The sequence below is a fragment of the Streptomyces canus genome (assembly GCF_030815415.1).
Classification (GTDB): Bacteria; Actinomycetota; Actinomycetes; order Streptomycetales; family Streptomycetaceae; genus Streptomyces; species Streptomyces canus_F.
Genome location: NZ_JAUSWW010000001.1, coordinates 7,912,308 through 7,932,692, shown reverse-complemented (window position 1 = coordinate 7,932,692; position 20,385 = coordinate 7,912,308). Strand labels below are relative to the sequence as shown.

Here is a 20,385-nt window from a genome sequence, read left to right as displayed (position 1 = left end):
GGACACAGGTGCTCGACGGCATACAGACCCGCGACGGCAGGTGGCTGACGGTCGAGGAGTACGGCGACCGGGACGGCACACCGGTGGTGCTGCTGCACGGCACCCCGGGCTGCCGGTCCGGGGTCGTGCCAGAGGACGTGGTCAAGGCGCACCCCTGGGTGCGGTTCATCGCCTACGACCGTCCCGGCTACGCCGACTCGGACCGGCACCCGGGACGCCGGGTCGCCGACGCGGCCCGGGACGTGGCCGATCTGGCCGACGCCCTCGGGCTGGAGAGGTTCTCCGTCCTCGGGCGGTCCGGCGGCGCCCCGCACGCCCTGGCCTGTGCGGCCCTGATGCCCGCGCGGGTACGGCGGGCGGCGGCGCTGGTGTCCCTCGCGCCACCGGACGCGGAGGGGCTGAGCTGGTTCGACGGCATGGCGGCCTCCAACGTCGAGGACTACACCCTGGCGCTGACCGACACACTCGCCTTCGCGGAGCGGCTCGCCTCCCGGGCCGCCGCCGTCCGCCAGGACCCCGCCCAGCTGCTCGTGACCATCCGCGACGGGCTCACCGACGCCGACCGGCGGATCGTCTCCCAGCCGGCCGTCGGCGACATGCTGCTGCGCAACTACCGCGAGGCGCTGCGCACTTCGGCGTACGGCTGGCTCGACGACGCCCTCGCCCTGCTGAGCCACTGGGGCTTCGACCCGGCGGCCATCACGCGGCCGGTCCTGCTGTGGCACGGCGCTCAGGACCGGTTCTCCCCGGTGGGCCACTTCGAGTGGCTCCTGGGCCGCGTCCCGCGCGCCCGTCCCGTCCTGGACCCGGACACCGGTCACTTCGGGGCGATCGAGGCGCTGCCCGCCGTACTGGACTGGCTGTGCCCGGCGTCATGATCCGGGGCGCTCCATCCGGGCGCCCCGCATCAGGTCCATGACCCGCTCGTGGCTGTCCCCCACGGCGTCGGTGACGCGCAGCCGCAGGCGCAGCTGGTCGATCTCGCCGACGAACCGACGGCCGTACGCCCCCGCCCGCATCCCCCCGTTGCCCAGGGGGAACCCGGCGCCGGTCAGCCGCAGGTAGTAGTCCTTGCCCTGGACGAACCCCCGGTCGGCGAGCTCCTCCAGCACCCCGGCATGGTCGGTCCATGCGGTGGGCTCCCCGCCGCGCGGGACGAAGCAGTAGTCCACCCGCTCCACCACCGAGTGCTGCGAGCCGCCGTTCACCACTTCCACATGCCAGCCGGGCTCGTCCGGGCCGAGGTCGCCGACCGTCCAGGAGGAACTCCAGCCCAGTGCGGGCCGTACCGTCCGCGCGTACTGGGCTCGCCCGAACACCGCGGCGAGCGCCACCGCGAGCAGCGCGCCCAGCGGGTTCATGTCCATGAGCCGCAGCCGCCAGGGCCACTGCCGGGCCAGGTCGCCGGTGATGTTCCACCGCACGATCTCCCACAGCAGCACCAGCGTCAGCAGGATCAGCAGCACCAGCGGCGCCACGAACAACAACGGACTGCGCCGCACCCGCCGTTGCCGGTCGTCGAACTCCAACCCCTGGTCCTCTCCCCCGTGTTGACGGCGACAATAGCGAGCCCCCGCACGGCAGGCGTATGCGGGGGCTCACCACAGGTGCTGGCTGCGATACAGGCCGTTCCGGGGACCTAGAAGACGCTGACGCCGTACGCGCTCAGGGCCTCGGTGACGGGCTGGAAGAAGGTCGTGCCGCCGGAGGAGCAGTTGCCGCTGCCGCCGGAGGTCAGACCGTAGGCGACGGTGCCGCCGTACAGCGGGCCGCCGGAGTCGCCGGGCTCGGCGCAGACCGTGGTCTGGATCATGCCGTACACGACGTCGCCGCCACCGTAGTTGACGGTTGCGTTGAGGGCGGTGACCCGGCCGCTGTGCGTGCCGGTGGTGGAGCCGCGGCGGTACACCGTGGTGCCGACGGAGGGCGTGGCGGCACTGGTGATGTCCTGGCTGCCCACGGTGCCCGAGATCGAGGACACGGGGTAAGTGGACGAGTACCGGACGATGCCGTAGTCGTTGGTCGGGAAGCTGGACCCGGCGGTCGCGCCGAGCAGCGACGTACGACCGGAGTTGGACCACCAGTTGCCCGCACCGTCGGTGCAGTGACCGGCGGTCAGGAAGTAGTAGGTACTGCCGCTGCGGACGTTGAAGCCCAGGGAGCAACGCCAACTACTCGCATAGATTGCGTCGCCGCCGGAGATCAGCTTGTTGAACTTGCCCGGGGTCCGCTTGATCGTCAGCGCGTCGGCGTTGGCGCCGGCCTGCCGCTTGATCTTCGCGATCTCCGCCTTGGAGACCGTGCTGTCGACGGTGACGACGACACGGTTGGTCTTGCTGTCGACGGCCCAGGCGGTGCCGGGGACATCGGCCTTGAGCACCGAACTGTTGGCGCTCTTCAGCTCGTTGGCGCTGAAGGTGGTCGCGTCCGAGGCGTTCGCGTTGGGGATCGCGATCGCGGCGGCGGCCACGAGTCCGGTGGATACGGCGATCAGCCGGGTCCGTCTCGTGATACCGCTGCGGGGGGTGGTGCGCTTGATCCTCACTTTTCGTTCCCTCCCAGGGAGGTTGGGGGCCCGCGTGGGGTCGGGGCCCGTGAGGCGCAGCCAGCGGCCCGTGTGTCCGGATTCCGAACACGCCGTGCCCCTGACAAGCGCTGAGGGGGAGTATTCGGCCGAACGACCGGTAGCCGCAAGGGCGCCTTTCGGCCGTCAAGCTTTGAACCATCCATGCGTTCCCCGTGAGCCGACCGCTCCTCAGAGCAGGGTGCGCTCCCCCGCCTCGATGGCGATGCCCAGCGTATTGCCCGGCGGCGGGAAGGGGCAGATGAAGTGGTCGGCGAACGCACACGGCGGAAGCAGAGCGCGGTTGAAGTCGACCGTCGTGCGCCCCTCGGTGTCGGGTGCGGCGGGCCGCAGGAACCGGAAGCGGTGGCTGCCGGATCCGCTCGTCGCATCGCCGAAAACCGCCCACAGCGAGCCGTCCGCCTCGACCGTCACCTGGGGCGTGAACTCCTGTCCGTCGAGGGTGAACGCCAGCTCTCCGCCCAGCCCGAGGCCGCGCCGCCGTCCGTCCGCGTTCTCCACGCGGACGCTGCGCGGTTCGTCGTACGGCGTGAAGCGCCCCGGCACCGACCAGCGCGGCTCGTGGGGCGTGGCCGCGATACCGCGGAACGCACGGCGCGCCTCGGACGCCGGGTCGAAGTCCCGTACGCCCCACGCTCCCTCGCGCACCAGCACGACCAGCCGCCGCTCGCCGTGCGCGACCCGGCCGGCACCCACCGGTCCGGGGTCGGCGCCGAGCCGTACCGCACCGCCGAAGGGCCGCCCGTCGACGGTCAGCCCGTCCTCCTCGGTGGCCCGGAGCAGCACCGCGTCACCGTCGGCCGACCAGGTCCCGGGAGTGTCCGGAATCCGCCCGTCCGAAAAGTCCTCCAGCCAGTACGTACCGGTGAGCGAGAGCGGTCCGTAGGGCGCGGAGACCGTCTCGACGCGCTGTTCATGCCACTTCTTCCACTCGTCGAACGCGTCCGACGTCATGTGATCAACCCTTCCATACCGGTTCGGAGAGCCCGAGGTGGGAGCGGAGCGTGGTGCCCTTGTACTCGGTACGGAACACCCCGCGCTCCTGGAGCAGCGGCACCACCCGGTCCACGAACTCGTCGAGTCCGGCCGGGGTGAGATGCGGGACGAGGATGAAGCCGTCGGCGGCATCGCGCTGCACGAACTCGTCGAGCTCGGCGGCGACCGCCTGCGGAGTCCCGACGAAGGACTGCCTGCCGCCCGCCTCGATCACGGTCTCCCGGATGGACAGCCCCTTCTCCTTCGACAGCGCCCTCCACTTCCCGGCGATCTCTAGGGTGTTCCCGCGCCGGGTCCGGCCCTGGGTGAGCGTCGGCTCGGCCACCGGGTCGATGTCGGGCAGCGGGCCGTCCGGGTCGTACGAGGAGAGGTCGACGCCCCAGATCTGCTCCAGCGTGAGGATCGCGGTCTGCGGGGAGGTCTGCTGCCGGCGGATCTCGGCGGCCTTCTCCTGTGCCTCCGCGGCGGTGTCGCCGAGGACGACACTGACCCCCGGCATGATCTTCAGGTCCTCGAAGGTACGGCCGTATTTCGCCAGGCGCCCCTTCACATCGGCGTAGAAGGCGCGACCGCCCTCCAGCGAGGCCTGCCGCGTGAAGACCACATCGGCCGTGGCGGCGGCGAACTCCCGTCCCTCGTCCGAGTCCCCGGCCTGGATGACGACCGGATGCCCCTGCGGGGAGCGCGGCACGGTGAACTCGCCCGCGATGTCGAAGTGCTGCCCGCGGTGGGCGAACGGCCGGGACAGCCCGTCCGGTGTCCAGGAGTCCCACAACTCCCGTGCGGTGGAGACGAATTCGGCCGCCCGTGTGTACCGGTCGACCCGGTCGAGGAAGCCGCCGCGCCGGAAGTTCTCCCCGGTGAAGGAGTCGGAGGAGGTCACCACGTTCCAGGCGGCCCGGCCCCCGCTGAGGTGGTCCAACGTGGCGAGCCTGCGGGCGAGTTCGTACGGCTCGTTGAAGGTCGCGTTGACGGTGGCGGCGAGCCCCAGGTGCTCCGTGACGGCGGCGAGCGCGTTGAGCACGGTGATCGACTCCGGGCGCCCCACCACGTCCAGGTCGTGGATGCGGCCCTTGTGCTCGCGCAGCCGCAGCCCCTCGGCGAGGAAGAAGAAGTCGAACAGGCCGCGTTCGGCCGTGCGGGCCAGGTGCTCGAAGGAGGAGAACTCGATCTGGGACCGCGAGCGCGGATCGGCCCAGACGGTGGCGTTGTTGACGCCCGGGAAGTGCGCCGCGAGACGGATCTGTTTGAGCGGTCGTACGGTCATGACGCTTCCCCCGCGTATTGGTTGACGGGCCGGGCCAGACCCAGATGCTCCCGGAGCGTGCTGCCCGGGTAGAAGGTGCGGAACAGTCCGCGGTGCTGGAGGAGCGCCACCGTGCCGTTGACGAGCCGCTCCAGGTCACGGCGTGGCTCGGCGGGCGTGAGGTGGAAGCCGTCGACGGCGCCCTCCCCGTGCCAGGAGGCGATCAGGTCCGCGAGGTCGACGGGCCCGCCGCGGTACAGCGGGCCCTGCGCGGTCTGCCGGGGGCCACCCCCGCCGTGGCCCGGCTCGGCCGCGTGCTCCCCGTCGCCGAGGTCGACGACGAGGCTTGCGAGGACCCGCAGTGCGTCGGGGTCGCGCCCGAACCTCACTGCGGCGGCGCGCAGTTGATCCCGTACGGCACGGGTCTGCGCGGCGCTCACGGACCGTACGAGGGCCACGTCCGCGTACCGGGCGGCGATGTCCCGGGCCTGCCCCTCGGAGGCGTCGACCACTCGGACCGGGTGGCCCTGCGGAGGGCGCGGCACGATCGAGGGGCCCCGCACCGAGAACTCCGTCCCATGGAAGTCGACGTGGTGCAGCTTGTCCCGGTCGATGAAACGGCCGGTCGACTCGTCCCGTATCTCGGCGTCGTCCTCCCAGCTGTCCCACAACTTCGCGGCCACGTCGGCCACTTCACCGGCCTCCCGCCACAGCGCGTCGGCGGGGGCGGCGTGCCGGCGGCCGAAGAGGCGGGCCTCGCCCTCGGTGGTCGACACGTCGAGCCGCCAGCCCGCCCGGCCCCGGCTGACCCAGTCGAGGGTCGCGACGGCCGCCTGGACGTGGAAGGGCTCGGTGTGGGTGGTCGTGACGGTCGGCACGAGACCGATCCGGCCGGTGGCCGGGGCCACCCGGGACAGGACGGCGAGCGCGTCGAGCCCGGGGCGGGCGAAGGTGTCGTCCAGGGTCACGAAGTCGAGGACACCGTGTTCGGCGAGCCGGGCCAGTTCGACGTAGGAGCCGGCGTCATGGGCCGACGGCTGGTCGACAGCGGCGGAGAGATGCAACATGGGATCCCTTGTAATCGTGGGGATTCGGGGGCGCGCCCCGTAAGGGGCGCAAGGCTGTGTCGATATGCGGCTACCGCCGCGTGGGCGCGACCAGCCCCCACCGGCCCGCGGATAAGACGGCTGGCACAGCGGAGCGCTCACGCGGCCGCGCGCCCGGCGAGGGCGGCGAGGAACCCCAGTGCCGCCCTGGCCGTGGCGTCGTTCTGCCGGAACGCCGGGCCGCCGGTGCGGGGCCGGGTGAAGGCGCCGGAGGTACGGGCGTCGGTGAAGGGCCCGAGCGCGAAGCGCCGGGGATGCGGCCGGCCGGCCAGGTCCAGGATCCGCCCGTCGCCGGGGTCCACCCGGAGCAGCCCGTCCGGGGTCTCGGCGGCCCCGTCCTCCCGCAGCTCGCGCAGCAGGGCGTCACGGGCCCGCCCGACTGTCGGCTCGGGCAATCGCGCCTCGACCAGCGCGCGCGTCTCGACAAAGACCCCGGGCAGACTCGCGCTCGTGGCCCGGAAGACTCCGTCCTGGGCCTCCACCGAGACGTCCGCGCCGAGAAACCTGACGACACCGGCCCGCGAGAGAGCCTGCAGCTGCCGCAGCCGGGGCCCGGGGGGCCCGGAGGCGAGATAGCTGAAGAAGCCGTGCCACCAGGGCCCGGTGCCCCCGAGCCGGACCAACTGGCCGTAGACGGACAGCAGTCCGAGGAAGACCGACAGGTCCTGGCTGTACGAAGGGTCGTGCCGTCGGCTCAGATCCTGCTCGACATACCCGCGCAGCCCCTCCTGGAGCTCCTCGAACGACCCGTACCGCACCCCTTCCAGCGGCCGGTCCAGCGCGCCCAGGTCCAGCCGGTCGGCCGGGTCGGGCACGGCGGCCTCCACGAGGGCCTCGACATCCGTGCGGTCGCCGACCGCGTACTTCTCCTCGAAGTCGGCCCAGGACATCGTGGTCCGCTCGCCGTGCACCGTGAACAACCGGTGGTAGTGCGCGAACCCCAACTCCTTCTCCACCAGCGGCCACACGTCCCGCCGGAAGTCGAACCCCGCAGGCCGGGCGAGCAGTTCGTCGACCTCGGCGGGTCCGAAGAACCGGGGCAGCGGCGGCCGTTCACCGGTCCAGTCGTAGCCGATCTTCGAGTGGTACGGCACTCCGCGCCGCGACCCGACGTACAGCACCGGCTCGCGTCCGGACGGTACGTAGGTGTCGCCCTCGTACCGTCCGCCCCGCCCCTCCGTCAGCAGCACCATCAGATCGACGAAGGCGAGACCGAAGCCGCGGACGATGACGTGCGAGCCGGGCATGAGCGCGGACAGGTCACTGTCGGCGGTGAAGTCCGGCGGGAGGTGGGCGAGGCCGTGCTCCGCCGCGTAGGTCGCCAACGACCCTTGCTCGTCGTCGAGTTCGGCGTCGAGGTGGCCGAGCGCGAGGACGACCAGGTCGGCGAGGAGCGGGGCCGGGCGGCCCTCCAGCCACACCTGCTGGCGCCCCTCGCGCGACCCGCTGACCCGCAGGGCACGCCGCGGATGATGGTGCACTCGCACCGACGGAGGCAGCGCGGCCACCGCCTGCTCGTGCACCCACCGCAGATACCCGCCCTGGAGCTGCCGGTCCGCGAAGGTGGTGCCGTCGATGCCGGCCCACTCGTGCAGCGTGGGTCCGGGACGCACCGGCCCGGCCATGTCCACCGTCTCGTCGGTGAACATGGTGACGTCCTCGGCGTGCGAGTTCATCCACAGCAGCGGCGACTGCGCCTCGCGCCAGATGCGCCCGGCACCCGGCGCATGCGGGTCCACGAGATGGATGTCGAGGCCCGAGCCGTCGTGCAGCTCGGGCGCGTTGGCCGCGATCCGTTCGATCAGACCGGCCCCCCGCGGCCCGGCGCCGACGATCACCAGCGAGTGCCGGGTCATCGGAGGTGCCCCTGATGAGGGTGCCGGTCAGCCGGGTCCCGGCGGGCGGCGGTTGGGGAGAGGGTGTCGGAGGACATGTGAAGGCTCCGTGGCAGCGAGTCGTTCGAACTCGGACGAGTGCCTTCACACAAGCGCGCCGCGCGGCGCGGATCGCGGCCGAGCCCCTCAGCAGGGCCGCCCCTTGAGACTACGGGGGCGTTTCCCCGCACTGTCAAGGCTGTCCATACTGTGAGCCGTACGTCTCAAGTCGGTTGACGCACAACCGGATGCCTGTTCCACTTGCCCCATGCATCCACAGCAGTGGCTGGTCAAGCGCTCCCACATCGACTTCGGTCGCGTGTGGTCCTCCTCCTGTTGAGCTGACCCCCTGCGCGCCCTGATTCCCGGGCGCCCTTTCACGTTCTCCTCCCCCGCCTTCACACGCGCCTCCCCTCACCTCGCGTTTTCATAACCCCCTTTGCCCTACGGCGAATCAGCAGTCGCATCCGCAGTCGCACCCATCGCAGCAGTTCCCGCAACAGTTCCCGCAACAGTCACAGCAGCTGCAGCAGTCACTGCACCCGCTGCAGTCGCACTGGTTGCACAGACCTTCCCGACGCTGCCCGCTCCAGGGGTCCTCGAACTCCCCGCAACACATCTGGCACGTACAGGCCAGCCCCATCCACACCGCACACCCCGCGAGCAGCCCACGCCGGTCCCGGCGAGGCGGCTCCGGGGGCGGCGGAACACCCGGCCCGCCCGGCCCGGGAGGCGCGTAAGGGTGCGACAACCCGGCCGACCCGGCCCCGTGCCCGCAGGACGACGAACCGAAGACCCGGTCCACGGACGTCCGCAGCTCATGCACGAGCAGCACATGCGCCAGCTTCTGGTCGCCGAACTCGGCTTCCCGCAGCGCGAGCCGTATTCCGTGCACCGCGTCATCCGCGAGCCGCCGCGCCTCCGCCAGGGGCGTCCCGGTGGCCGTCAGCGGGTTCCACGCCCCGGACGCGGCGTCGGTCTCGCGGTCCTCCACGGCGTCCAGCAGATGCGCGAGCCGCCCGAAGAGCCGCCCCGCCTCGGCGAGCGGCTCGGCGTTGCCCGGCCGCCCGGCGAGGACCGCGGTGTGCGCGAAGGCCGCCGCGGTGGCCGTCTCGGTCGGCTCGGTGACGGTCAGGATCGGCGTCCCGGGTCCGGCGAGGGTCTCGATGCCGAGCTGCCGGTCCACCGCGTCGACGAGCACGGCGGTGTCGAACCCGACCGCGGACCCGCTACGGGCCCCCGCCGCACCCCAGCTCGACGCGACCCGGCGGGCGGCGAGCGCCACCGGCCTGCGGGCCAGCAGTCCGTCTCCGTCGGCGACATGGTCACGGACCTTGGCGGAGGCGAGCACCAGCGAGACGGCGGCCGAGAGCCGTGCGCCCTCGCCGTCGGCGACCGAGGCGGTGCGCATTCCGCGCAACGGGCATGGGCCCGCCGTACGACGCCCCGAAGCCCCCGGCTCGGCCTGAGCCTCCGTCAGAACCGATATGAGCAAGCCGTCGTAGTTGGTGACGATGCGAGCGAACTGCCCGTGATCCTTGCGCAGCGCGAGACACAGCCCGCACAAATGCGCCATCCACTGGGTCTTGAGACTTTCACCGAGCCGATGGCGGCAGGGCCTGACGATTCCGAACACGACGATCCCCCGTGGTCAGTGCGACATTGAGCGGCGGCATCGTATCGACCCTGCCGTTCACCCGTACGCCCCGGTCGTCACCCATACGCCGTGAAGAATCATATTTCACTCACAGTCAGCAGCCGTATGGGGAACGACCCTTGTGAAACCCGGGCTCTCGACGAATGCGCTGTGCACCAGTACCGTCACAAACCCCCCGCGCGGCGTCTATCCACATGGCGCGTCATCCGCATCATGGATGACCATAGGGATACGTAATAGCGAGAAAGACCGCTGTGAGAGGAGGCGTCCATGGGATCGGTGCGCAAGGCGAGTGCCTGGCTGGGACTCGTTGACGACAACGATGACGAGCGTTACTACGACGACGACGGCTACTCCGAAGGAACCGAGCCCGGGGATGCCTGGGTCACCGACCCGCGGGTCAAGGTGGCCTCGGACGTCGCCGAGGAGAAGGGCCGTCGCATCGGCACGGTCACTCCGGACAGCTTCCGGGACGCGCGCGCCATCGGCGAGCTCTTCCGGGACGGGGTGCCCGTCATCATGAACCTCACCGCCATGGAGGCAGGCGACGCCAAGCGGGTCGTCGACTTCGCCGCGGGCCTGATCTTCGGGCTGCGCGGTTCGATCGAGCGCGTGTCCACACGCGTGTTCCTGCTGACCCCCGCCAACACGGAGATCGTGAACGGCGACCCGGCCGCGCACCGCACGGACGGCTTCTTCAACCAGAGCTGAGGCAGGGCCGCTCACCGGCCCTGCCCCCGCGCAGGGTTTTCACCGGAAGGCGTCGAGCCCGGTGAGCGCCTTGCCCAGTACCAGCTGATGCATCTCGACGGTGCCCTCGTAGGTGAGCACCGACTCAAGGTTGGTCGCGTGCCGCATGACGGGATATTCGAGGGAGATCCCGTTGGCCCCCAGGATGGTGCGCGACGTACGGCAGATCTCGATCGCCTCCCGTACGTTGTTCAGCTTGCCGAAGCTGACCTGCTCGGGACGCAGGCGCCCGGCGTCCATGCGCCGCCCCAGATGGTGGGCGAGCAGAATCCCCTTGTGCAGTTCGACCGCCATGTCGGCGAGTTTGGCCTGGGTGAGCTGGAAGCCCCCGATGGGCCGCCCGAACTGCTCCCGCGACTTCGCGTAGTCGACGGCCGCCTCGAAGCAGGACCGCGCCGCCCCCATCGCACCCCAGACGATGCCGTAGCGGGCGTGCGACAGACAGCTGAGCGGCCCCTTGAGCCCGACGACCTCCGGCAGCACCGCGTCCGCGGGCAGCCGCACGTCGTCGAGGACGAGTTCGCTGGTGACGGAGGCGCGCAGCGACCACTTGTGCTTGATCTCGGGTGCCGAGAAGCCGGCCGCGTCGGTCGGTACGACGAACCCGCGGATCCCCTCGTCGGTCTGCGCCCACACGACGGCTACCCCGGCGACGGACCCGTTGGTGATCCACATCTTGCGCCCGTTGAGCACCCAGTCCGCGCCGTCCCGCTTGGCGAAGGTCCGCATCGCCGCGGGGTCGGACCCGTGGTCGGGCTCGGTCAGTCCGAAGCACCCGATGACCTCGCCGGCGGCCATCCGCGGCAGCCAGGTCTGCTTCTGCTCCTCGGAGCCGAACCGGTGGACGGCGTACATGGCGAGAGAGCCCTGCACGGAGACGAGGGAGCGGATCCCGGAGTCGGCGGCCTCCAGCTCCAGACAGGCGAGCCCGTACTGCACGGCGCTGGCCCCGGCGCACCCGTACCCGTCGAGCGACATCCCGAGCGCCCCGATCCCGCCCAGCTCACGGGCGAGTTCACGGATGCCGGGCAGTTCGCCGCTCTCGTACCACCCGGCGATGTGGGGCAGCACCCGGTCCGCCGCCCACGACCGCACGGTGTCCCGGACAGCGAGGTCCTCCGGGTCCAGCAGGTCGTCGAGGCCGAGCGGGTCGGCCGGATCGAACGGGGGCAGCTTCGCGGACGCGGACATGGGGCACCCTCCGGCAACTGAAAACTAGCAGCGCTAGTTACGACTCTCCGGCCGACGTTACGGGTGCAGTGTCGCGCACGTCCAGTACCTCAGGCGGAGACGCGGGCCTCGGCGACTTCCCGGGGTGCGGGCACCTCGACCGCCATCGGCTCGCACCGCATGGTCCGCGGCAGCCGCAGCGCCATCGCCGCGCCGAGCAGCAGCAGACCGGCGCTGACCAGCAGCGTCATATGCAGCCCGTGCACGAAGCAGTCCCGCGCGGTGCGGCGCAGGGCCTCCCCGGCCGGGCCGCCGAGCCGGTCGGCGATCTCGTAGGCCTCGCCCAGCGAATGTCCCGCCGCGGCCGAGTCGGACGCCGGAACACCCTGCACCGACGACAGGCCGGGCGCGTACGCCGCGTTCATCACGCTGCCGAGGAGAGCGATGCCGATGCCGGCGCCCAGCTGGTACGAGGTCTCGCCGATCGCCGCTGCCCCGCCCGCCTGCTCCGGCGGCGCCTCGCTCAGCATCGACTCGTACGCCCCGAAGAGCGTGGTCTCCAGGCCGAAGCCCAGCAGGACGAAGCCGAAGAGCAGCAGCGGCGCGTTGTCCTCACCGCCCATCGCCATGAGGGTCAGGACGGCGACCGCCGTCAGCACGAACCCGAAGCAGACCATCCGACGCGGTCCGAAGCGCCGCAGCAGCCGGGCGCCGGCGAGCCCGGAGGCCATCGCCGCGATGGTGAGCGGCAGCAGTCGCAGCCCGGTCTCCAGCGGGGAGAGCCCCAGCACCAGTTGCAGATACTGCGCCGCGATCAGCTCCAGGCCCACCAGCGCGAGCATGGCCAGCACGATGCAGCCGACGGACGTGCTGAAGGCGGGGCGCGAGAACATCCGCAGGTCGACGAGCGGATGTGTGCGGCGCCTTTGCCGTCGTACGAAGAGCACCAGCAGTACGGCGCCCACCACCAGCGGCAGCACCGTGATCCCGTCGAGTTCCCCGCTGCCGAGCCGCTTCACGCCGAGGACCAGGCCGAACAGTGCGGCCGCGGCCATCAGCGCGCCGACCACGTCCCAGGGACCGTCGGCGGTGCCCTTCGACTCGGGCAGCAGGAGGCGGCCCACCGGCAGGCTGACCAGCATCAGCGGGATATTGACGAGGAAGACCGAGCCCCACCAGAAGTGCTCGAGGAGGAAGCCGCCGAGCAGCGGCCCGACCGCGGCGCCCACGGCGGCCACCGCGCTCCAGATGCCGATGGCGAGGGCGCGTTCACGCCGGTCGGGGAAGACCTGGCGGAGGATCGAGAGCGTGGCGGGCATGATCATCGCGCCGCCGACGCCGAGCAGGGCCCGCGCCACGATCAGCACCTGGGCGGTGTCCGCGAGGGCTGCCATGCCGGAGGCGACGCCGAACAGGGCGTAGCCGAGAAGGAGGACCCGTCTGCGGCCGACGCGGTCGCCGAGCGTGCCGAACAGGATCAGCAGCGAGGCGCAGACGAGGGGGTAGACATCGACGATCCAGAGCAGTTCTATCGCGCCGGGCTTGAGGTCCTCGGTGACGGCGGGGACCGCCACGTGCAGCACGGTCGCGTCGACCGCGACCAGCAGCAGGCTCACACAGAGGACGACGAGGACGACCCAGCGGTTGGCACCGGCCCCGGCCGCCCGACGGCGCAGCGCAGCGGCGGCCGTGGTCGTCCCGGACATGCACGTACCTCCCAGATGTTCCCTCGCGGTCGGCGGGCACACGGGGTGGGGACTCCCCGTGATCTCGGCCGGAGAGGAGCGGTGATCTCCGGCCCGCGCAACGAAGGCGAGTGACACGTCAGCGTACGCGAGTTCGCGCGCGAGTGAAGTGGCCTGTCTCTTTCGCCACAACCACCCTGCCGTGTCCTAGCTCACAGCTCGCCGAGGCCCGGCGGGAACATCAGGTTCCGATTTCACCCTCCGGAATACCAAGGCCTACATAATTTAACAAATGCAGACTTAAGCCACCATGGACATATCGCCACAAGATCAACAAGCACCCTCTTAGGGGCAGTCAGAATCAAGCACCTAAAAGCTTCCATTCGGCACGCCACATTTTCGGCCAACCCGCAAAAGGACACGCAACTTTGTTCACCTATCGATTACGGTTACGACCGCAGGTTGAACGAAGAAGAACCAAACAACTGGAGAAACTTCGTGAAGGTTCGCAGAATTCTCGGCGTCTCCGCCGGAGCCGTTGCACTTGCCCTTTCCCTGTCGACCAACGCGTTTGCTGCCGACTACTCGGTCCAGACCGACGACGGCGACCCCGGAGGAAAGCTTTCCTTCGTGTCCGACGGTGACATCATGACCGTCAAGGACCAGGAGGCCGATGGCTGGGGCGTAAAAGCGTGGGTCTGGATTGACGGAAACCTCCAGTACACCCTGCAGGCCGGCGGCAACGGAAACACCGACACCGCGCGGGCGTCTGACGGCGGTTCGCACAATCTACCCGAGGGAAAGACGCTCAAGGTGAGGGTCTGTCTGCACAAGGAAAACGAGGACGCGTACTGCGATGACGCCTCCGGCTGGCAGACCGCATAGCGGTATCGCCCGCCGGAATCCAGTAGTCGGCGGAATTTTCTAGCAGCACAGTGTTGCCGCTTCTTGCATCGAAGCGGCAACACTGAATCGCGTACGCAGCGAAATATCGGGGCCAGGGCAGTGCACAGCAAATTAACCAGGCCATGGGCAAAGCAATCGGCCAGACCGGCACTACCTAAACTCTCTCGCACTGCATTCATCCTGGCCGTGACATTTACCACGGCTTCCTTCATTCAGCAGATTCTACTCATCGGCGGCTACGGGTACCTTCTACCAGGCTGGCAACCGTGGCCCTTTCTGCTCATCGCCGCACCCGCCTGGTTCCTCTCACGACGACGGCTCCGAGCACATGCCCGTCGCCCGGTGGCCGAGATACTGCACGTCATGCCACCAGGCGTCTGTTTCGGGGCCATACTCGTCCTTGCCACAGCCCTCTGGGCCTGGTTCCAGCCCAAAGAACCGCACATGGCGCACGAGGAAGCCGTATACGCCAACAAAGCCCGGTCCTTACTGGACGTCACGCCCGACGCAGGTTGGGGCATCTACCGCCCCATTGGCCTCCCCGTCCTGGGGCGCATTGCGCTCTCCGTGCACAGCGATGTCGGAGCTCTGCGATGCGTGGCGCTCGTGCTACTTCTCTTCACCCTCACCACGGTCCACATCGCTGCCTCCAATTGGCTGTCTCCACGACAAGCCATCCTGGTGCTGCTGCTCCTGCTAAGCGGAATTGGGTTCCTCCGCCGAACGCCGGAATACCTCAACGACATAGGAGCCACTGGTCTCCTACTAGTGGTCGTCTTCTTGGTAGTCCGGGTACAGGAGAAGGAAAATTCCAAGGCCCTTTTGGTGCTTCCCCTCTTCGTGCTCGCGGCGTTCTATCTGCGCTACGGAGTTGTAGGGAATCTACTGGCCGTCGCTGTCGCGGCAGTGATCTCCTACGGCCCGCGTGCATGGGCTGCTCATCGACTCCATATCGCAATCGCCGGGACGGTCCTACTGTTCGGACTTCTCCCTCATTTTTGGTACGCCGCACAGACGACAGGATCGCCTCTGGGGATCATCCTCTCAGCAACTGACCAAGCAGAGCGCGCGTATATGGGCGACGGACTGGTTTACTATCTAGCGATCTTTCCCTACCGTTTGGCGGGCGATCTCGGCGCCGTCGTCATGACCGTAGGAATCTTGGTCGCGGGTCGCGCGGCACAGCGGCTGCGTCATCAACTCGGCGGCGAAAACTCCGGAATGGACGATCGCCGACGTGTGTTTCTTGGGATGTCGTCGTTACTCATCTTCGTAGTGCTCGGCGTAGCTACCGATGGTGAGCCGCGTTTTGTCTTCCTTCCGGTGATCCTCCTCACCATGCTCGGGGTATCAGGACTGGCCAAGCTGGCCACCCAGTGGGGCTCGCCGACGCTCGCGGTGGTGACCGTGCTGGCCGCAGTCACCATCCCAGGTACCGCCCAGGTGATCGCCCACGGCGCCATGCCGTCACCGAATCGCCTGAACGACTCGACGGTGCCAGTGGCTCGTGCGCTAAGAAGCGAGGACCCATGCCTCCTCGTCACCGGCTACGAGCCGACCATGGGGTGGTACTCCGGCTGCGATGCGATGACTTACACCCAATTCCGAGCCCTGACCCCCCCGACGAACATCAGGGTCAGCCTCATCATCTTCGAACGCGGCAGGCTGCAGCCGGGGCCGGCCTCGCTGAAGCGCTTGATCGGCGATCGGGATGTCACCGTGCGAACGATCCCCACCCATGGCTCCATCGGCACAGCCACTGTGATTACCTTAAATCCAGGTAAATAGGCAAAAATGCACCCACCACTGTCCGGCCTGGACTCGCCTATGCGATCACCCAGGAAAATCCACATGACGCTCGGGTGAAGCTCTATAAAAGATGGAAAACGACAAGCCCTGATGGAGACCAAAGGGGTAAAATATATCCAGTTCGAGCGAGCTCGTACGGCAGAGATAAACCCTTGACTGCGATCCACGCCACATTACATCGTCATCACAAAGGCACTGCTTCGGGCTGGAGTACAGCTCACTCGCTGTAACGTCGATCGAGTGCGTACTGAACGAAACCTCACCCGTCTAGACCGGGTGTTCGCCAGACTCGACAGGGAGCCGGAACGACCGGCGCACATCGATGTGCCGAAGATGAGTCGGCACCGGATGGCGCTGCTGGCCGGAACCCTGGCGTTTTACCTGGCGATCGTGTGGGCCGTGGTGACTACCTCGTGGCTGGTCCGGCTGGACTGGCAGGTCATGTTCTTCCGGCCGTACCAGCAGTGGTCGGAGATCCACTGGTTCGTGGACTACTACGTCGTGCTCGGCCAGCGTGGCCCCACCGCGGTGATGATCGCGGCTTGGTTGGGCTGGCGCGCCTGGCGACAGCACACGCTTCGCCCGCTGCTCACCCTGGCCACCTCACTGTTGCTGCTCAACATCACTGTCGGCGCCGCCAAACTCGGCATGGGACGCCTGGGACCGCACTACGCGGTCACCATCGGCGCGAACGAGATGGGTATGGGCGGCGATATATTTCCCAGCGGCCACACCGCGAACGCCGTGGTGACCTGGGGGATCCTGGCCTATCTGGCTTCGACTCCAAGGGCCCGCCGCTGGCTGTCCGCGATCTCCGCCGTCACGTCTCTGGGCGTTGGCCTCTCCACCGTCTATCTCGGTACGCACTGGCTGAGCGACGTGCTGCTCGGCTGGATTGCGGGTCTGCTAATCCTGCTGGCCCTGCCCTGGTGCGAGCCCCTCATCACCCGCGCCGAGACCGCCCTCTTCGATCTGCGCGACCGCTGGCGGGCCCGCCGCGCCGCTCCCGCGGCCGTCAAGCCCGTGGAGGTCCCGGTGCCGCTCAAGCCGCGCACCGCCCCGCAGAGCGAGCCCGCGGCCCGCTCGACCCGGGCGCCCGCCTATCTGGCGCCGGGCCCGCACACCGCCCGCTCGGAGCGCACCCCGGTCACCCCGGTCGGCCCGCGCAGGCCACCCCATCCCGACCGCGTCGCACGCGGCACGACCTCGGCGGCCCGCCCCCTGACAGGCGGATAGGCCACCGGCGGACAGCGGGGACGGTACGCACACACCCACCCCGCAGCGACGGCCCCCACTCCTCACGAGTGGGGGCCGTCGTCGTATGCCTGCCCGGTGTGTCTCAGCCCTTCCAGGAGCGCGCCACGCGCCCGTCCTTCACCTCGAAGTTCAGGCGACCGCTTCGGTACTCCATGGTGATGATCGCGCCGGGCGGCAGCGAGCGGACCGTCGACCAGCCCTTCTCGCGCGCGAGCCGCTCGGCCCGGGCCTGCTCCAGACCCACATAGGCGTCCGGGTTGTCGTGGGGTTCGGCGGGCGGTTTCGGTATCGGTGCCATACGGCCACGCTAGAGCCTCGGTGCTCGCTCGGGCCAGGGAGCAGGACACTGTGGGTCACTGATCCCCCTGCGGTCACGCTTCTGTCACAGGATCACGACAGCCGTTTCGGTGGAACCTTGTCACTCCTACGAGGGGTTCCGTACGCCTTCCCCGCGCAATCGAACGCAATTCCCGCGTGTCGCGATCGCGCCTCGAATAACCAGACGGAAAGGTTCCGGGAGATGCACTGCCGGGGCCTTTCCATTCCCATTCGGCACGGGCCCACGGAAGCTGACGCCACATAGGAAAAACACGCTTCCCGCACAGAACCCCCGCACGCCCCCTGTCGCAGTGCGCGGCGACGCGAGCATCATGACGGCGGACCCGGGACGCGACGAGCGAAGGGGCGAGTGAGCGATGGGGACCCAGACCGTGCACTCGACGGTGCGACCCGTGCGGACCAGGAACCACGGCAAGGTCGTCGTCGACTGGCTGACCACCACCGACCACAAGAAGATCGGTCATCTGTATCTGATCACGTCGTTCGTGTTCTTCCTGACCGGCGGCCTCATGGCGCTGCTGATGCGCGCCGAACTCGCCCGGCCCGGGCTCCAGATCATCGACAACCAGCAGTTCAACCAGATGTTCACGATGCACGGCACGATCATGCTGCTGCTCTTCGCGACCCCGAGCTTCGCGGGCTTCGCCAACGAGCTGATGCCGTTGCAGATCGGTGCCCCCGACGTGGCCTTCCCACGGCTGAACATGCTGTCGTACTGGCTGTTCCTCTTCGGCGGTCTGATCGTGCTGGGCTCGCTGCTCGTGCCGTCCGGGCCCGCGGCCTTCGGCTGGTTCGCCTACGCGCCGCTCAACAGCATGGAGCGCTCGCCCGGCATCGGCGCGGACCTGTGGATCATGGGTCTCGCGCTGGCCGGCTTCGGCACGATCCTCGGTGCGGTCAACTTCGTCACCACGATCATCGGGATGCGCGCCCCCGGCATGACGATGTTCCGGATGCCGATCTTCACCTGGAACACCCTGTTCACGTCGATCCTGATCCTGATGGCGTTCCCGGTGCTCGCGGCCGCCCTGCTCTGTCTGGAGGCGGACCGCCGGTTCGGCTCCCAGGTGTTCGCCTCGGCCAACGGCGGGGCGCTGCTGTGGCAGCACCTGTTCTGGTTCTTCGGCCATCCCGAGGTGTACATCATCGCGCTGCCGTTCTTCGGCATCATCACCGAGATCCTCCCGGTCTTCAGCCGCAAGCCGCTCTTCGGCTATCTGACGCTGGTCGGGGCGACGATGGCGATCACCGGGCTGTCCGTGGTCGTGTGGGCGCACCACATGTTCGTGACGGGGGCGGTGCTGCTCCCGTTCTTCTCGTTCATGAGCTTCCTGATCGCGGTGCCGACCGGCGTGAAGTTCTTCAACTGGACCGGGACCATGCTCAAGGGCTCGCTGTCCTTCGAGACGCCGATGCTGTGGGCCACCGGCTTCCTGGTGACGTTCCTGTTCGGCGGTCTGACCGGGGTGATTCTGGCGTCGCCGCCGCTGGACTTCCACGTCTCCGACTCGTACTTCGTCGTCGCGCACTTCCACTACGTCGTGTTCGGCACGGTCGTGTTCGCGATCTTCGGCGGCTTCTACTTCTGGTGGCCCAAGTTCACCGGGAAGATGCTCGACGAGCGGCTCGGCAAGATCCAGTTCTGGACGCTGTTCGTCGGCTTCCACACCACGTTCCTGGTGCAGCACTGGCTGGGCGCGGAGGGCATGCCGCGCCGGTACGCCGACTATCTGACCGCCGACGGGTTCACCGCGCTCAACACGATCTCGACGATCGGCGCGTTCGTGCTGGGCATCTCGACGCTGCCGTTCCTCTACAACGTCTGGAAGACCGCCAAGTACGGCGAGAGGGTCGAGGTCGACGACCCGTGGGGCTACGGCCGTTCCCTGGAGTGGGCGACCTCCTGCCCGCCCCCGCGGCACAACTTCACGACGCTGCCGCGGATCCGCTCCGAGTCCCCGGCGTTCGATCTGCACCATCCCGAGTACGCGGCGCTGACGTCTCAGCCCGAGCCAAAGAGCGAGCAAGCCGGTCCCGAGCAGTCCTGATCGCCTCGGTCAGCTCGGCGGGCTCCAGCACCTCGAACTCGAAGCCCATCAGCATCACGTGGATCACCATCACATCGAGGCTCGCGGCCCCGGTGCGCAGGATGCAGGCGTCCGGTCCGTCGGCCTCCAGTTGCCCCGCGGAGGGCGAGACGCGCTCGACGGCCTCCTCCAGGGGCACCAGGAGCCGTACGACGGCCTGCGCCGCGTACGCGCGCGTGGAGACGCCCCGGGAGACGAACGCGGCCAGGTCCTCGGCCGGGGGTGGTGCGCGGGGTGAAGCGGGGGCCGTGCGGCGGCTTGGGGGTGATGCGGTCGACACGGAAGGTCCGCCAGTCGTCGCGGTCGAGGTCCCAGGCGACCAGATACCAGCGCCGCTCGGTGCAGACCAGGCGGTGCGGCTCGACGGTGCGGCGGGTGGAGTCGCCGTTGTGGCTGCGGTACGCGAAGCGCAGGCGCTCGGCGTCCCGGCAGAGGTGGGCGAGCTCGGTCAGCACGGCCGGGTCCACGGCGGAGGGCTGGGGGCCGCGCAGCATCGGCACGGTGAAGGCGTTCAGGGCGCCCACGCGACGGCGCAGCCGGCTCGGCAGGACCTGCTCCAGCTTGGCGAGGGCGCGTACGGAGGTCTCGCCGATGCCCTCGATGCCCTGCCCGGCGGCCGTGCGCAGCCCCACGGCGACGGCGACCGCCTCGTCGTCGTCCAGGAGCAGCGGCGGCAGCTCGGCGCCCGCGCCCAGCTGGTAGCCGCCCCCGGTGCCGGGGCTGGCGTTGACCGGGTAGCCCAGTTCGCGCAGCCGGTCGACGTCCCGGCGCACGGTGCGCGGGGTGACGCCGAGGCGTTCGGCGAGGTCGGCGCCGGACCAGTCGCGGTGGGCCTGGAGCAGCGAGAGCAGACGCAGGAGTCGTGCCGAGGTCTCCAACATGAATCCGAGTCTGGCAGCCCTCGCGGACAGTCGCTGTC

16 protein-coding genes and 1 pseudogene are annotated in these 20,385 nt (G+C 69.2%); 6 read left to right on the top strand and 11 right to left on the bottom strand.

All coding sequences use genetic code 11. The features are described from left to right. Positions 1-8: 8 nt before the first annotated feature. Positions 9-878 (top strand): alpha/beta fold hydrolase, encoded by an 870-nt coding sequence (locus tag QF037_RS36695; RefSeq protein ID WP_307032733.1) that lies wholly within the window; start codon positions 9-11, stop codon positions 876-878. Here the strand turns inward: QF037_RS36695 and QF037_RS36690 are convergent. The 7 genes from QF037_RS36690 to QF037_RS36660 form a co-directional block, all read right to left on the bottom strand. Beyond that, a complete protein-coding gene (locus QF037_RS36690) occupies positions 873-1,529 on the bottom strand; it encodes a hypothetical protein (RefSeq protein WP_307032732.1) in 657 nt (218 codons plus the stop codon). The two genes, QF037_RS36695 and QF037_RS36690, sit on opposite strands and share 6 nt — an antisense overlap. A 110-nt stretch (positions 1,530-1,639) precedes the next feature. After that, positions 1,640-2,545, bottom strand: a complete 906-nt coding sequence (locus tag QF037_RS36685) for a S1 family peptidase (protein ID WP_307032729.1) — start codon at positions 2,543-2,545, stop codon at positions 1,640-1,642. A 210-nt stretch (positions 2,546-2,755) separates the two neighbouring features. Next, complete coding sequence (locus QF037_RS36680; protein ID WP_307032727.1) at positions 2,756-3,538, bottom strand: DUF1684 domain-containing protein; 783 nt, start codon at positions 3,536-3,538, stop codon at positions 2,756-2,758. 4 nt (positions 3,539-3,542) lie between these two features. Next, complete coding sequence (locus tag QF037_RS36675) at positions 3,543-4,847, bottom strand: NtaA/DmoA family FMN-dependent monooxygenase (RefSeq protein ID WP_307032725.1); 1,305 nt, start codon at positions 4,845-4,847, stop codon at positions 3,543-3,545. Continuing rightward, positions 4,844-5,893: an LLM class flavin-dependent oxidoreductase gene (locus tag QF037_RS36670; RefSeq protein ID WP_307032723.1), complete on the bottom strand. Its 1,050-nt coding sequence runs from the start codon at positions 5,891-5,893 to the stop codon at positions 4,844-4,846. Before QF037_RS36670 ends, QF037_RS36675 begins: the two co-directional genes overlap by 4 nt. A gap of 137 nt (positions 5,894-6,030) precedes the next feature. Next, complete coding sequence (locus QF037_RS36665) at positions 6,031-7,788, bottom strand: FAD/NAD(P)-binding protein (protein WP_307032721.1); 1,758 nt, start codon at positions 7,786-7,788, stop codon at positions 6,031-6,033. A 472-nt stretch (positions 7,789-8,260) separates the two neighbouring features. Next, positions 8,261-9,442, bottom strand: coding sequence for a DUF5685 family protein (locus QF037_RS36660; protein ID WP_307032719.1), 1,182 nt, complete (start codon positions 9,440-9,442; stop codon positions 8,261-8,263). A gap of 291 nt (positions 9,443-9,733) precedes the next feature. Here QF037_RS36660 and QF037_RS36655 point away from each other — a divergent pair, with 291 nt between their 5' ends. Continuing rightward, on the top strand, positions 9,734-10,174 hold the full coding sequence (locus QF037_RS36655; protein ID WP_037715589.1) for a cell division protein SepF: 441 nt from the start codon (positions 9,734-9,736) through the stop codon (positions 10,172-10,174). A gap of 39 nt (positions 10,175-10,213) precedes the next feature. On the opposite strand, the gene QF037_RS36650 is transcribed toward QF037_RS36655, so the two are convergent. Together QF037_RS36650 and QF037_RS36645 are read right to left on the bottom strand one after the other, a co-directional pair. Beyond that, the gene (locus tag QF037_RS36650; RefSeq protein ID WP_307032717.1) at positions 10,214-11,404 is read right to left on the bottom strand and encodes an acyl-CoA dehydrogenase family protein; all 1,191 of its coding nucleotides are present in this window, start codon (positions 11,402-11,404) and stop codon (positions 10,214-10,216) included. A gap of 89 nt (positions 11,405-11,493) precedes the next feature. Then, a complete protein-coding gene (locus QF037_RS36645; protein ID WP_307032715.1) occupies positions 11,494-13,089 on the bottom strand; it encodes an MFS transporter in 1,596 nt (531 codons plus the stop codon). Between the two features lie 441 nt (positions 13,090-13,530). On the opposite strand from QF037_RS36645, the gene QF037_RS36640 reads away from it, so the two are divergent. The 3 genes from QF037_RS36640 (at position 13,531) to QF037_RS36630 (ending at position 17,019) form a co-directional block, all read left to right on the top strand. Then, positions 13,531-13,953 (top strand): hypothetical protein, encoded by a 423-nt coding sequence (locus QF037_RS36640; RefSeq protein ID WP_307032713.1) that lies wholly within the window; start codon positions 13,531-13,533, stop codon positions 13,951-13,953. Positions 13,954-14,316: 363 nt separating this feature from the next. Further along, positions 14,317-15,762, top strand: coding sequence for a glycosyltransferase (locus tag QF037_RS36635; protein ID WP_307032711.1), 1,446 nt, complete (start codon positions 14,317-14,319; stop codon positions 15,760-15,762). A gap of 261 nt (positions 15,763-16,023) precedes the next feature. Continuing rightward, complete coding sequence (locus QF037_RS36630; protein WP_307032709.1) at positions 16,024-17,019, top strand: phosphatase PAP2 family protein; 996 nt, start codon at positions 16,024-16,026, stop codon at positions 17,017-17,019. A gap of 103 nt (positions 17,020-17,122) precedes the next feature. Here QF037_RS36630 and QF037_RS36625 read toward each other — a convergent pair whose 3' ends face one another. Next, a complete protein-coding gene (locus QF037_RS36625) occupies positions 17,123-17,338 on the bottom strand; it encodes an I78 family peptidase inhibitor (protein WP_307032708.1) in 216 nt (71 codons plus the stop codon). Between the two features lie 397 nt (positions 17,339-17,735). On the opposite strand from QF037_RS36625, the gene ctaD reads away from it, so the two are divergent. Further along, positions 17,736-19,427 (top strand): aa3-type cytochrome oxidase subunit I, encoded by a 1,692-nt coding sequence (gene ctaD / locus QF037_RS36620; protein ID WP_307032706.1) that lies wholly within the window; start codon positions 17,736-17,738, stop codon positions 19,425-19,427. Here ctaD and QF037_RS51105 read toward each other — a convergent pair. Then, positions 19,312-20,347 (bottom strand): annotated as a pseudogene (locus tag QF037_RS51105) (helix-turn-helix transcriptional regulator); the annotation flags it as partial. The gene ctaD and the pseudogene QF037_RS51105 sit on opposite strands and share 116 nt — an antisense overlap. Positions 20,348-20,385 lie beyond the last annotated feature (38 nt).

Coding starts and splice junctions, on each gene's coding strand:
- QF037_RS36680 (WP_307032727.1), bottom strand. CDS start 3,538: ATGACGTCGGACGCGTTCGACGAGTGGAAGAAGTGGCATGAACAGCGC.
- QF037_RS36675 (WP_307032725.1), bottom strand. CDS start 4,847: ATGACCGTACGACCGCTCAAACAGATCCGTCTCGCGGCGCACTTCCCG.
- QF037_RS36670 (WP_307032723.1), bottom strand. CDS start 5,893: ATGTTGCATCTCTCCGCCGCTGTCGACCAGCCGTCGGCCCATGACGCC.
- QF037_RS36665 (WP_307032721.1), bottom strand. CDS start 7,788: ATGACCCGGCACTCGCTGGTGATCGTCGGCGCCGGGCCGCGGGGGGCC.
- QF037_RS36655 (WP_037715589.1), top strand. CDS start 9,734: ATGGGATCGGTGCGCAAGGCGAGTGCCTGGCTGGGACTCGTTGACGAC.
- QF037_RS36650 (WP_307032717.1), bottom strand. CDS start 11,404: ATGTCCGCGTCCGCGAAGCTGCCCCCGTTCGATCCGGCCGACCCGCTC.
- QF037_RS36645 (WP_307032715.1), bottom strand. CDS start 13,089: ATGTCCGGGACGACCACGGCCGCCGCTGCGCTGCGCCGTCGGGCGGCC.
- QF037_RS36625 (WP_307032708.1), bottom strand. CDS start 17,338: ATGGCACCGATACCGAAACCGCCCGCCGAACCCCACGACAACCCGGAC.
- ctaD (WP_307032706.1), top strand. CDS start 17,736: ATGGGGACCCAGACCGTGCACTCGACGGTGCGACCCGTGCGGACCAGG.